The sequence below is a fragment of the Paenibacillus sp. An7 genome (genome assembly GCF_009870785.1).
In the GTDB taxonomy this organism is placed as follows: domain Bacteria; phylum Bacillota; class Bacilli; order Paenibacillales; family Paenibacillaceae; genus Paenibacillus.
Genome location: NZ_WTWX01000013.1, coordinates 68,889 through 81,103, shown reverse-complemented (window position 1 = coordinate 81,103; position 12,215 = coordinate 68,889). Strand labels below are relative to the sequence as shown.

Sequence of the window (12,215 nt, the reverse complement as noted above, 5' to 3'; positions counted from 1 at the left end):
CCCCTTACTACTTCAACTTACGATATATTTTTTCAACCCGATCCATCGGTTCATAATCTTCACTATAACCAGAGAAGTGAATCGACTCTTTAGATCCGAGTACCAGTACGCCAAGGCGACTCAAACTTTCATGAAACAAACCGTGTACATGACGCCGTAACTCGTCATTAAAATAAATCATCACATTTCTACAGAATATAACGTTAAATTCGTTAAAAGAACGATCGGTTGCGAGATTATGTTCAGCGAAAATAATATTCTTCCGTAAATAAGGATGCAGCATGACCGAGTTATAACGCGCTGTATAATATTCAGAGAAAGCGCGAGTACCTCCTGCTTCCATGTAATTTTTGGTATACAACTTCATTTTCTCAATTCCATATACGCCTTCTTTGGCCTGCTGAAGGGAGCGTTCATTCATGTCGGTGGCATAAATACGAGACTTCTCATAAAGCCCCTCTTCGTGCAATAGAATCGCCATAGAATAAACTTCTTCTCCCGTAGAACAGCCGGCATGCCAAATTCGAATATAAGGATAAGTCCTAAGCAGCGGAACTACTTTCTCACGGAACATCTTGAACAAGCTGGGGTCACGAAACATTTCCGTAACGGGAATAGATAGACTTTGCACCAATTTCTTAAATGCAGCACGCTCATGCAGTACCTTATGTTGAAGCTCAGATATTGAGTTCACATGTTCTGTATCCACATGATGAAGAATTCTCCTTCTCAGTGAAGGCATGGCATAGTTCCGAAAATCATATCCATACAAACGATGAATTCCTTCCAAAAGCAAATCGATCTCAATTTGCTCCCTCTCTTCCTGTACAGGTTTCTCTTCGAAAGGTCCTTCTGAAATTGTCGTTTCCCCAGTTGTCATAAATTGCTCCACTTCCTTACTTTATACTTCTAACCATAAGTTCATTTAATTCTCTTAAATAAGGGTACTCACTCTTATACCCACTTTTTAAGCTTACGAATACAACCATACTCGCATTAGTGATAAAAGTTGATCCGTTTGGATCGGTTTTTTCACATAATCTGAGGCTCCTGCCTCTATACATTTGCCTCGGTCGTCTTTCATCGCCTTCGCTGTCAAAGCGATAATCGGTAATTTTACAAACTCAGGAATTTGCCTGATTCGAGTCATCGCCTCATATCCATCCATTTCAGGCATCATCATATCCATCAAGACGAGATCATAATTCCGATTCTTTTCAAGAAGTTCTATCGCTTCTCTTCCATTCTCGGCAAAAGTTACATCCATACGGTAGCTTTCCAGTACACTCGACAAAGCAAATACGTTACGGATATCGTCATCTACTAATAAAATTCGTTTACCTTCAAACAAAGTTTCCTTGTTATAAAGATTTTGCAAAATCTTTCTCTTATCTTCCGGCAAGTTTGCCTCTACCCGGTGTAAGAACAAAGTCGTCTCATCTAGCAAACGTTCGGGAGATTTAACATCCTTAATAATAATGGATTCAGCATACTTACGCAGTTTTAGTTCTTCTTTACTGTCCAGTTCCTTACCTGTGTAAATAATGATAGGAAGATCATTCAGCTGTGCGTCATCACGAATCTGATCCAACAATTCAAATCCTGTTATATCTGTTAACATGAGGTCAAGTACCATGCAGTCATATCTCACTTTGCGCAGTTCCTCAATTGCTTCTTTCCCCGTAGAAACTGCCGTTATGGCTACATCATCATGACCGATAAGTTCTATAATTGCATTACGCTGTATCTCGTCATCTTCTACAATAAGAAGGCGTTTCAGTGATTTATCTATATAGGATTCAATGTGAGCAAATGCCTGATCCAATGATTCGCGGGTAGATGGTTTTTTTAGATAAGCAATAGCCCCCATCATAAGTCCCTGTTTAATTTCATCCATTACAGAAATCACATGTACCGGGATGTGGCGTGTAGACAGGTTTGCCTTCAATTCATTCAAGACACCCCAACCATCCATCACAGGAAGCTGAATATCAAGAATGATCGCATCTGGCAAGTAGCGCTTCGCCATCTCAAGACCAATGTCTCCTTGCAAGGCAACGAGTGCTTTGAAATCATGTTGTCTTGTCATATCGAGCAAAATATTAGCAAATTTCGGGTCATCTTCGATAATGAGCATCACACGGTCCCCGTTTTGAATATCTTCCCGATCATCTTTAATGTTGTTAACAACAGCTACGGACGAGGAAGATATTACTTTAGGCGGACTAGAAGGAATCGTCATTGATCTATCATAAATAACTCGATCCTGCTTAGCAAAACTTTCATGAGTCGCTGCTGATTCTTTATACTCATTCACCGCCCCATTAAGTTTCACGGCATCTTCTTCAAGAAGTGGCAAGAACAGAGTAAAGGTGCTTCCTTCGCCTTCTTCTGAGCAGAGCTTAATTTCCCCGCCAAGCAGTTTAGCTAACTCTCTGCTGATGGATAATCCCAGTCCCGTGCCTCCATATTTCCTGCTTGTCGTTCCATCAACTTGCTGGAAGGCTTCAAAGACTAAATCAACTTTGTCTTGTGCAATTCCAATACCCGTATCTTTTACCGACATCGAAATATAAGGAATATTAATATCAAGATATTCTGGCAGTTCTTTTCTCTCAGCTAGCTTCATATTGACCGTAATAGAACCAGAAGTGGTAAATTTGAAAGCATTTGATAACAAATTACGTAGAATCTGTTTCACACGATGTCCATCGGACACAAAGGATGCTGGCAGATTCTCATCCGTTTTAAAATGAAGTTTCAGTTTTTTGCTCATCGCTACAGGTGCAAAGTTCTGTTCCACGAAGTTCTGTAGACCAGAGATGTTCACCTTCTCATGGTTAACTTCCATTTTTCCAGACTCTACTTTAGATAAATCTAAAATTTCATCAATCATTTTCAAGAGATCCGCACCTGACATATAAATGGTTTGTGCATACTCTTTTTGTTTTGGTGTCAGGTTTCCATCTTTATTCTCTGTTAGAAGTTGAGATAGAATAAGCAAACTATTAAGCGGCGTTCTAAGCTCATGTGACATATTAGCAAGGAATTCCGATTTGTATTTCGACGTAATGGAGAGTTGCATCGCTTGCTGCTCGAGTTGACGTTTTGTAATTTCTATCTGTTCGTTTTTCTCTTCTACCTGCTGCACCTGCTCTTCAAGCGCTCTCGTCTTACCAAGAAGTTCGGTATTAAAATGCTCCAATTCTTCCTGTTGACGCTGCAATAGTTCTTCCGAACGTTTGAGTTCTTCTGCTTGTTCTCCCAAACTTTCGTTTGAACGGCGCAGTTCCTCTTGTTGGGTTTGAAGTTCCTCAGATTGCATTTGAAGTTCTTCTGTCAGAGCCTGCGATTCACGTAAAAGTTCTTCCACTCTCATACGACGATTAATATTGTTAATGATAACGCCGATATTATTGACGAGCTGCTCAAACAGCTGTCTTTGCATGAAAGTAAGCGGTTCAAACGAAGCCACCTCCACTACCCCAAGCAGCTCTTCTTCAAATAAAATAGGTCTAATGAGAATGCTGGCAGGTGTAGAATTGCCAAGACCTGAACCAATTTTTAAATATCCATCGGGAGCTTCGCTGAGTTCAATCACTTTTTTATCAAGTGCGCTTTGTCCAACAAGCCCTTCTCCAATTTTGAAGGTAGATTTACTGTTTGTTTCTCCCCCATCAAAAGCATAAGCTCCGTAACATTTTAACTCGTCTGGATGTTTATTCTCATTATGAAGATACACAGCACCATAATTCACACCAATAATAGGTGCAAATTCACTTATAAATAACTGGGACACTTGTTCTGTTGATCCTACGCCCCGCAGTAGATCCGTAATCCGAGCCATATTGCCGTTAAGCCAGTTTTGGTCCTCTTGGGCTCTCGTATATTCTTGCTCCAGTAGCTGCTTTTGTTCCAGATCTTCAGCCATATCTTTAAACACACGGGCGATCTGACCAATTTCATCTTTCGTCTTGACTTTGATTCTTCGAATGGTGCGGAATCTCCCTTTTCCAAAACTCTGAATCATCATCGAAACGGTATTTAACCCTTTTGTAATACTAGGAAGGACCCAAAGAATAATACCAAGGGCAATAAGCAATCCGGCTACCAATAAACCGCCAAGCCACTGTACTGTGTTATTTATTTCTTCTTCAGCAGCTGTAATTTCCTGATCTATCAATAAATCCTGATAGTCATTCAGCTCGGTTAAACTACTCAGTGTAGCCAGTTGTGTGGCTCCTCCCGCATTGCTCCGGTAGGAGTTAGCTTCTGCCACTTTTCCTTCTTCAAGCAACGCCATAATACGAACGGTATAATCCTCAAAATTTTGAAGATTCTCTTTCACTTCATTTACCAGACGATGTTCCTCTGGTGTAACGGCACGTTCCTCAATATTTTTAAAGTTCTCATTCGCACTTGCTTTTTTATCATCCATCTTCGAATTTGCCGATTGTAATGTATTCGCATCCGGATTCATCATTGCCGACGCAAGATAAAAGGCAACATCATTCACATCTGCACGTACGCCAGAAGTGTATCTAGTCTTCATGTATCGATCGTTATACATATTATCGATTTCGTTCTTCATGTTGTTGGTGGCATTAAAACTGAGCATGGTAAGCACAAGTAAGATCGCCATCATTGCACTGAAGCCAACAAGCAATCGAGTGCGTATTTTCATTCTTTTATTCTCCTTTTAGTGAAATCCATACTAAACAAATATCATCTTCATGTTCTTTCGTCACTTCTTCATCAAAGAACGTCTGACGCATCTCTTGCTCGTCGAAATTGTGGCCCTTACTTAAGCGCTCTTTCAAAAATGCAAGCTGCTCTTCTGTTTCTCCATCCACCGCTTCAAGCAGCCCATCTGTGTACATCGCAATATGACTATCTCCTGTATAATAGACGGTGTGAGTTTCTGCCTCCATCGTATCAAAAAGTCCAACGGGATGCGTGACAAGGTCGAGTGAAACCACTTCGCCATTCCCTTCAAAAAGCAGTGCGGGAGGATGCCCAGCATTGACGTAATCAATCCGCATTTCATTCGTGTCAATCACAAGGTATATAGCTGTGAAATAGTACATAACCAGCTGATCATCCAAATAAAGTTGATTAAATCTTCGGTTTAATTCCTTCATGACCCGGTCTGGTTCAATATAAGTAGTTACTGTATCTTTTAAAACAGAAGCAATAAACATACAAAAGAGTGACGAGGAAATTCCGTGCCCCATCATATCCAGCAATATAACCCCGTATCTTCCTTTCCCAAGCGGATACCAAGCATATAAATCTCCTGCAAGTTCAGCGGATGGCTGATATAAAGCATTCACTGTAAACTTGGGGTCTTCAATAGCGGGACTAAGCACCGCATTCTGAACAAGACTGGCTAGTTTTAATTCATCTTGGATCCGTTGGTCTCGCTCTTTACGCCAATCTTTCTCCTGCTTTAGACGTAAAGCAAGACGAATGCGGGCCATTAGTTCCACTTTGTTAATTGGCTTCGTAACATAATCTACCGCTCCTACATCAAGAGCTTCAGCTAGTTTCTTAGAATCACCGACAGCCGTTACCATAATGATCGGAATATCTTTAAGATGAGGATAGGTTTGTACAATACGACAAGCTTCGATTCCATCCATTTCTGGCATCATCATATCCAGCAAAATGAGATCTACATCCGGTTCCTCCGCCGTATCGGAAGGGAGATCTTTATTCGCCCCTCGAACTTGAACCCCTAATACATCAAACATCTCAAAAGCCGATTTCGCAGTAACGATATTTTTATAATTTTCTTTCTTTAAAATTTCACGAATGATAATTACATTGGTCGGATTGTCGTCTACGATAAGTATTCTCATAACCCTCTCCTTCTACTAGTAATAATTATACTAGGGTCTTGTTTTCTGTAACAGAAATATATATTTTCTTAACTATAGCAAAGTTTAAAGAGATAAGATATTTAAGATAAACGTTCTCATTTTATATACAGCTGTACACAGCTACACCCTTTCTTTAAACGCACAGAAAGGAATGGGAGTATATTCTCCCATTCCTTGCCCTCGTATTTTTTATATTTACTTCATTTAGGTAGATGCAGAATCTATACACTACGCAGAGCTATGACAAGAACCTTACCTTTATCAAGCTCTCTTTCGTAATATTCTGCTTCCGTTTCCGTAAATCCAATGGATACAATTTTAGCGCGAAGTTCATCTCCACGGGAGCGGAACAGATTAGCAATCGAATCAAATACGCCTTCTTCTTTTAAACCAATCTCCTTAGCGTTTGCTTTATCAGCAATTCGATCCGTTCGATCTTCACTATGTGCTAATACGAAAATATCTTTCGCTAGATAATCTGCATCACGAAGTTCATTTACCGTTTCCACTGCCTGAATTCCGTTCTCAACGAGTTTAGCATACGCTTTTGAATTCGTTGCTTTCATGATATTCACGCTCCTTAGAACCTCTAATCTTTCAAATGTTTACTTAGTATATAAACAATCTTACTTCTTTTGAAACCTTGATTTCACTCTCCCTAAAAAGAGGCTTCATCAAAAAATTCCACATGTTTCAAATGCTGATTTTGATCCAAATAGACTTTTACAGCCTGATGACCTTTAATGTACACATCCCCATCTTCAGCAATGAAATCTGGTTTTCCAAGCGTATGTTTAATGCTGCGCGGAGTAAGTTCCATATATACATCATTCACCTTTAAGTAGGCTGCATCTTTCTTCACCTGAATATAGGAAACCGTTCCATCTATAATACCGATGGTCACATCATCATAAATAAACTCTCTACTACCAAGCAGTAAGTCTTCTTTTGTTTGCCCGGGGTACCCTTTCTTGCTCAGCACCTCTGACTTGGTATCTTGTAAAGAAATATCATTTACCGTTTTGAATTCATTTTGTTGCTCAATTGGCAGTATTTGAGTTGGTGCCGACTTCTTTACCGCCAACTCTACTGAATGATTGCCTTGCCACATTGCGGCAGGTTCAGCCGTAGGTTGAACGGAAAAGGGAGATGTGAGCGCCAACATGATCAGCATGGTTTGTAACATCATCTCTCACCCTTTCTTCTTCTCCTTATGCTGTACCATCCTGCCGCACGTTCGTTTATCCTGTTAAGGATCCTTGTTATATCGCTATGGCAAGATTTCCTACATAGATCTTATTTATTAAAAGTTAACGTCTGATTTTGTTCCAAGTATCTGCAGCAATATCCACATAATTGAGCCACTTTTTACTTGTTGAATTTTCATGATGAGCAAGACTTGGGGTTACGATTCCTGCAGAAGTTCCTCCAGCAGCAGGCAAGGCTTTTACTTCCGAAGCTTGTTTTTCTGCTGAACGGCTGCTTCTTACCACATTACCGGATTCTTTTTTGTGTTGAAACTTACTCATTACCGTACTTGATACTTGTTTAGCAGCACCTGTTACTTCTGCGAGCACTTCACCTAGATTTTTCACAGAAACCATGACGGGATCAATTTGTTTCATTTTTTGTTCCACATCTACTGTAATTTCATTAGCATGACGAACGGTTTGTTTTACCTCATAACCTAATTCATCGATCGTACCTTGAACTTCTTTCAATGTTTTGCTTACATTATCCAGGGATTCCTGAGCCGTCTTTAATGTCTTAATCAAGAAGACAACCAGTACAGCAAAAGCAATCGCAATAATAGCTACGCTAATTTGCCACAACATTTACACAACCTCGCTTTCGTTTCTTCATCATTAGTGTTTGTTATTCGAGAATTACCCGCCATATACCGTCTCGAAACAAGAGAGCAAGCTCGCGAAATATAAAATTACTAAATTATTTTTAAAAGCATATATCTATAATTCGAAGGGGAAATTCAAACATCGCTGACTCTTACTTCGTGATCTCCTCTTTTTGTTTCACTGGAAGTTCACTCGGTTAATGAGAACTACGAAACGAGAAGGAATTGTTGTTGGTCATCGGAATTTGTCCTACTCATACATAACAATCTAAAGGATCGTTCTAAGGGCCGCTTCTGAATTTCTTGTCGTAATACAAAAATAGAAAGGATTGATTCTTATGCTAAAATGGACTCTTATCTTTTTAATTATTGCCGTTGTTGCAGGTATCTTCGGATTCTTTGGTATCGTAGAGGCAGCAGCTTCCATTGCTAAAGTGCTCTTCTTTATCTTCTTGGTACTCTTCGTTATTTCTCTTATTATGGGGAAAACACGAGCCTGATGGGTTATAAACCCTAAATAAACACATAAAAAAGCTGTTAGCCTTTGCTAGCAGCTTTTTTATGTGTTTAAACAAGGAAAATGCATCTAATTGATAATTATTCAATTAATTGTTATTTTCTGTGTTTCAATTCCTAGCTAAGTTGGTTATTGTTATCACAGAACAAACTATTACATATATCCTTAGGAGGAAAAGAAATGAAAAAATTGATTTCTATTACAGCGGCCCTTGCCCTTACTGCTTCTTTCGCAGGAGCTGCAAGTGCAGCAACGGAAACAACGGAAACGACAACTCCCCCAACTACGAATGCGGTAACCGTTTCTACCGAGACGCCAAGTACTACTACTCCAAATGCTACTACTGCAGAAACTACTGTCTCTAACGAGGCAACGACTACTACTGTTGTTTCTACAGAGAAAACCGAAGATACGGTCCTTGTAAAACCAGGTGATGGAATTGACCTTCCGCTGCTTCCTTTGGAAATTACAAAAACAACATATTTCTATGATACACCAAATGGAAAAGCTCTTGGTGCATTGAGCTCACAATTCGTTTCCGTTACAGGTAACGAAATAACGAATCGCATCACTGGTGATACATGGGTAGAGATTTACACTTGGAAAGGTGTTGCCTGGGTGAACACAGGAAAATAACCTAATCCACAATTAAAATCGTCCTTTATACAATACGCAAGGGTGCCCGCTGTAAGTTTAAACTTACAGCGGGCACCCTTTTTTCGTAAAATCAGTCCTATTGGATCAATGAAATCTCAGTGTATCGACATTTTAGGTTCTACATGTACATGAACATGCATAATGTTATGATGCCGTCTCATATTTTCTTCGATGGTGTCACTGATTTTATGTCCTTCCACCAGACTCAAATTCGGGTCTACTTCTACGACGACATCGACCATAACATGGCTTCCATACAGTCTAGCTTTTACATCCTTAATTCCTTGGACTCCTGAAGTTTTGGCAATCGTGCTTCGTAAATCAAGCAGTTCTTCTTCGTTAAAACCATCCGTTAAACTATGCGTTGACTCTCTAAATATATCCCATGCTGTTTTACAAATTAAGAGACCGACAACAAAAGCAGCTACCGTATCAAGCCATGGCAGACCAAGCTGTGCCCCGAGTATGCCAATCCCTGCACCTACACTAACCAAAGCATCCGATAAGTTATCTTTGGCTGCTGCCATAAGCGCCTGACTTTTGATTTCCCTTGCAAGTTTGCGATTATATAGGTAAACAAAAATCATGACAATGGCTGAAATTGCTGCTACTGCAGCTGACCAAGCGTTTGGAATTTCTCCGCTTCCTTCGAATAATCCTTTGCCTGCATCAATCAATACCTGAATACCAACCATGGCCATAATAAAAGATGCCACCATTGCCGCTACGGTCTCTGCGCGAAAATGTCCATAAGCGTGATCCGAATCAGGTGGTTTTCTTGAGATTTTAAGGCCAATCAGTACAGCAATGGATGCAACAATGTCAGTCATGTTATTTAAACCATCGGCTTTCAGCGCACTAGAATTAAATAGAAACCCACAAAATAATTTAAAAGCAGACAAGACAAGATAAGCTCCGATACTGATCCAGGCACCGCGCTCTCCTCTTTTTATATCTTCATATGCGTTCAACGAAAAAGACACTCCCTTAAATTAACTTTATCCATAAAAACGATAAGCGGTAAACATGGTCTACCTATGTTACCAAATGGTAAGCGAGTGGGTCTACAGAAACAGTGTTGCCGTCCCACATCGCTGTAGTCAGTGTGAAAAATTGTTGCTTTATAGCAGGGCTGTATGATTAGATAAACTTTTTTTCATTAGTGCAACTATCCTTCACTTTCCTTCGAACCCACTTTAACTATTCTTTCCCTTGTTCCCGTATTTAAAAACGTATAAAATGAAATGGATATCAGATAAGTAATCTAAACATCTCTTAGGAGGATGTATCGTATGAGCGAAGATCAAGAACAGCGCAAAATAAGCCTGGCCGATGCGATTAAACAAAAGCTGGCACAGAAGAAAGAACAAGCTTCTTCCGGAAATCGTGGTGGATTTCAAAGCGCAGGAACCAAAAAATTGGTCAGTCAAAATAACAAAAAACCAAATAACCAACGCCGTCGTACTGGCGGTTCATAAAAGGTTCTCTGTTAACAGCCTAAAAAAGTCCGTATCTCTTCATTAGAGATACGGACTTTTTGTATTATATACAGCTAAGCTAGACTTACACTTCTGCTGGGTACATTTGAGCACGAAGCTGTTTTACTTCTTCACTATCAAGATACTCATCATAACTCATTGTACGATCAATTACGCCATTTGGTGTAATTTCAATGATACGATTCGCGATAGTTTGAATGAACTGATGGTCATGGGAAGTAAATAAAATCGTACCATCGAAATCAATCAAGCCATTATTCAGTGCTGTGATGGATTCAAGGTCAAGGTGATTCGTCGGCTCATCCAAAATCAGTACATTGGCACCGTTGAGCATCATTTTGGAAAGCATACAACGAACTTTTTCTCCCCCGGAAAGTACACTTGCTTTCTTAAGTGCTTCTTCTCCGGAGAACAGCATACGTCCCAAGAATCCGCGCAAGAATGTTTCTTCCTGATCTTTAGAGAATTGACGCAACCACTCTACCAAATTCATATCGACACCTTCAAAATATTTGGAGTTGTCTTTCGGGAAGTAAGCTTGAGTTGTCGTAACACCCCATGCATATTCACCTGAATCAGCTTCTGTTTCGTTCATTAGTACTTCAAACAATGTCGTTTTTGGCAAAGTGTTAGGCCCAACAAAAGCAATTTTATCTCCTTTGTTCACAACAAAGCTCAGATCATTAATTACTTTCTCGCCTTCTACCGTTTTCACAAGACGATCCACAGTAAGCAACTGCTTTCCAGCTTCGCGTTCTGGTTTGAAGTTAATAAACGGATATTTCCGGTTGGACGGGCGAATATCATCTAATTGGATCTTCTCCAATTGTTTTTTACGAGAAGTTGCTTGTTTTGATTTCGAAGCGTTCGCTGAGAAACGTTGAATAAACGCTTGAAGTTCTTTCATTTTATCTTCTTTTTTCTTGTTCGCATCACGCTGCAAAGCAAGTGCGAGCTGACTTGATTCATACCAGAAGTCATAGTTACCTACGTACAGCTGGATTTTACCAAAGTCAATATCAGCAATATGCGTACATACTTTATTCAAGAAGTGACGGTCATGGGATACAACAATAACAGTACCTTCATAATCCATAAGGAAGTTCTCGAGCCACTGAATGGATTCCAGATCCAAATAGTTGGTAGGCTCATCGAGCAAAAGGTTATTCGGATTACCGAACAAAGCTTGCGCTAGGAGAACACGTACTTTTTCATTACCTCTCAGTTCAGCCATTTTGCTATCGTGCATTTCACGAGGAATACCTAGACCGATCAGAAGTGCAGCAGCATCCGGCTCAGCATCCCAGCCGTTCAGCTCAGCGAATTCGCCTTCAAGCTCTCCTGCACGAAGTCCATCTTCTTCTGTGAAGTCAGATTTAGCATACAGTGCTTCTTTTTCTTTCATAATCCCGTAGAGTTTCGTGTGACCCATAATTACGGTCTCCAACACTGGATACTGGTCATATTCGTAATGGTTCTGTTTCAGTACGGCCATGCGCTCACCCGGAGTCATGTGTACTTCGCCTTGGTTTGGTTCAATCTCACCGGACAAAATTTTCAGAAATGTAGATTTACCTGCTCCATTTGCTCCAATTAGACCATAACAGTTACCTGGTGTAAACTTAATGTTTACATCCTCAAATAGTGCACGCTTTCCGTAGCGGAGTGTTATGCCGCTTGTACTAATCATGTTAGAAATCCCATCCTTTTATATGAAATTAAATTTATTTCTTAATTGAATCGTAAGGTTCTATGCATGCCTAATGAGCATACATCAGCCATTAAGCCGCATTTACCCGTATGGCAAC

General features: G+C 40.0%; 11 protein-coding genes. 3 read left to right on the top strand and 8 right to left on the bottom strand.

Annotated features, from left to right (window positions below; translation table 11 throughout):
• Nucleotides 1–7: 7 nt before the first annotated feature.
• The 6 genes from GQY27_RS14940 to GQY27_RS14915 form a co-directional block, all read right to left on the bottom strand.
• The gene (locus GQY27_RS14940) at nucleotides 8–880 is read right to left on the bottom strand and encodes a CheR family methyltransferase (RefSeq protein ID WP_160035797.1); all 873 of its coding nucleotides are present in this window, start codon (nucleotides 878–880) and stop codon (nucleotides 8–10) included.
• 93 nt (nucleotides 881–973) lie between these two features.
• On the bottom strand, nucleotides 974–4,684 hold the full coding sequence (locus GQY27_RS14935; RefSeq protein WP_160035795.1) for a response regulator: 3,711 nt from the start codon (nucleotides 4,682–4,684) through the stop codon (nucleotides 974–976).
• A gap of 4 nt (nucleotides 4,685–4,688) precedes the next feature.
• Complete coding sequence (locus GQY27_RS14930; RefSeq protein WP_160035793.1) at nucleotides 4,689–5,861, bottom strand: SpoIIE family protein phosphatase; 1,173 nt, start codon at nucleotides 5,859–5,861, stop codon at nucleotides 4,689–4,691.
• 242 nt (nucleotides 5,862–6,103) lie between these two features.
• Nucleotides 6,104–6,448 (bottom strand): YflT domain-containing protein, encoded by a 345-nt coding sequence (locus GQY27_RS14925; protein ID WP_160035791.1) that lies wholly within the window; start codon nucleotides 6,446–6,448, stop codon nucleotides 6,104–6,106.
• A gap of 92 nt (nucleotides 6,449–6,540) precedes the next feature.
• A complete protein-coding gene (locus GQY27_RS14920; protein WP_160035789.1) occupies nucleotides 6,541–7,071 on the bottom strand; it encodes a hypothetical protein in 531 nt (176 codons plus the stop codon).
• Nucleotides 7,072–7,192: 121 nt separating this feature from the next.
• The gene (locus GQY27_RS14915) at nucleotides 7,193–7,717 is read right to left on the bottom strand and encodes a DUF948 domain-containing protein (protein WP_160035787.1); all 525 of its coding nucleotides are present in this window, start codon (nucleotides 7,715–7,717) and stop codon (nucleotides 7,193–7,195) included.
• Nucleotides 7,718–8,072: 355 nt separating this feature from the next.
• Between GQY27_RS14915 and GQY27_RS14910 the strand changes: the two genes are divergently transcribed.
• Both GQY27_RS14910 and GQY27_RS14905 read left to right on the top strand, forming a co-directional pair.
• A complete protein-coding gene (locus tag GQY27_RS14910) occupies nucleotides 8,073–8,234 on the top strand; it encodes a DUF1328 domain-containing protein (RefSeq protein WP_160035785.1) in 162 nt (53 codons plus the stop codon).
• A gap of 197 nt (nucleotides 8,235–8,431) precedes the next feature.
• A complete protein-coding gene (locus GQY27_RS14905) occupies nucleotides 8,432–8,887 on the top strand; it encodes a hypothetical protein (RefSeq protein WP_160035783.1) in 456 nt (151 codons plus the stop codon).
• Nucleotides 8,888–9,003: 116 nt separating this feature from the next.
• Here GQY27_RS14905 and GQY27_RS14900 read toward each other — a convergent pair whose 3' ends face one another.
• On the bottom strand, nucleotides 9,004–9,879 hold the full coding sequence (locus GQY27_RS14900; protein WP_160035781.1) for a cation diffusion facilitator family transporter: 876 nt from the start codon (nucleotides 9,877–9,879) through the stop codon (nucleotides 9,004–9,006).
• 321 nt (nucleotides 9,880–10,200) lie between these two features.
• On the opposite strand from GQY27_RS14900, the gene GQY27_RS14895 reads away from it, so the two are divergent.
• Nucleotides 10,201–10,386, top strand: a complete 186-nt coding sequence (locus GQY27_RS14895; RefSeq protein ID WP_160035779.1) for a hypothetical protein — start codon at nucleotides 10,201–10,203, stop codon at nucleotides 10,384–10,386.
• Between the two features lie 85 nt (nucleotides 10,387–10,471).
• Here the strand turns inward: GQY27_RS14895 and GQY27_RS14890 are convergent, their stop codons facing one another.
• Nucleotides 10,472–12,097: an ABC-F family ATP-binding cassette domain-containing protein gene (locus GQY27_RS14890; RefSeq protein WP_160035777.1), complete on the bottom strand. Its 1,626-nt coding sequence runs from the start codon at nucleotides 12,095–12,097 to the stop codon at nucleotides 10,472–10,474.
• Nucleotides 12,098–12,215: the final 118 nt, after the last annotated feature.

Excerpts from the sequence above, each read along its gene's own strand:
- GQY27_RS14940 (WP_160035797.1), bottom strand. The coding sequence starts at position 880 with ATGACAACTGGGGAAACGACAATTTCAGAAGGACCTTTCGAAGAGAAA.
- GQY27_RS14935 (WP_160035795.1), bottom strand. The coding sequence starts at position 4,684 with ATGAAAATACGCACTCGATTGCTTGTTGGCTTCAGTGCAATGATGGCG.
- GQY27_RS14930 (WP_160035793.1), bottom strand. The coding sequence starts at position 5,861 with ATGAGAATACTTATCGTAGACGACAATCCGACCAATGTAATTATCATT.
- GQY27_RS14925 (WP_160035791.1), bottom strand. The coding sequence starts at position 6,448 with ATGAAAGCAACGAATTCAAAAGCGTATGCTAAACTCGTTGAGAACGGA.
- GQY27_RS14920 (WP_160035789.1), bottom strand. The coding sequence starts at position 7,071 with ATGATGTTACAAACCATGCTGATCATGTTGGCGCTCACATCTCCCTTT.
- GQY27_RS14915 (WP_160035787.1), bottom strand. The coding sequence starts at position 7,717 with ATGTTGTGGCAAATTAGCGTAGCTATTATTGCGATTGCTTTTGCTGTA.
- GQY27_RS14910 (WP_160035785.1), top strand. The coding sequence starts at position 8,073 with ATGCTAAAATGGACTCTTATCTTTTTAATTATTGCCGTTGTTGCAGGT.
- GQY27_RS14905 (WP_160035783.1), top strand. The coding sequence starts at position 8,432 with ATGAAAAAATTGATTTCTATTACAGCGGCCCTTGCCCTTACTGCTTCT.
- GQY27_RS14895 (WP_160035779.1), top strand. The coding sequence starts at position 10,201 with ATGAGCGAAGATCAAGAACAGCGCAAAATAAGCCTGGCCGATGCGATT.
- GQY27_RS14890 (WP_160035777.1), bottom strand. The coding sequence starts at position 12,097 with ATGATTAGTACAAGCGGCATAACACTCCGCTACGGAAAGCGTGCACTA.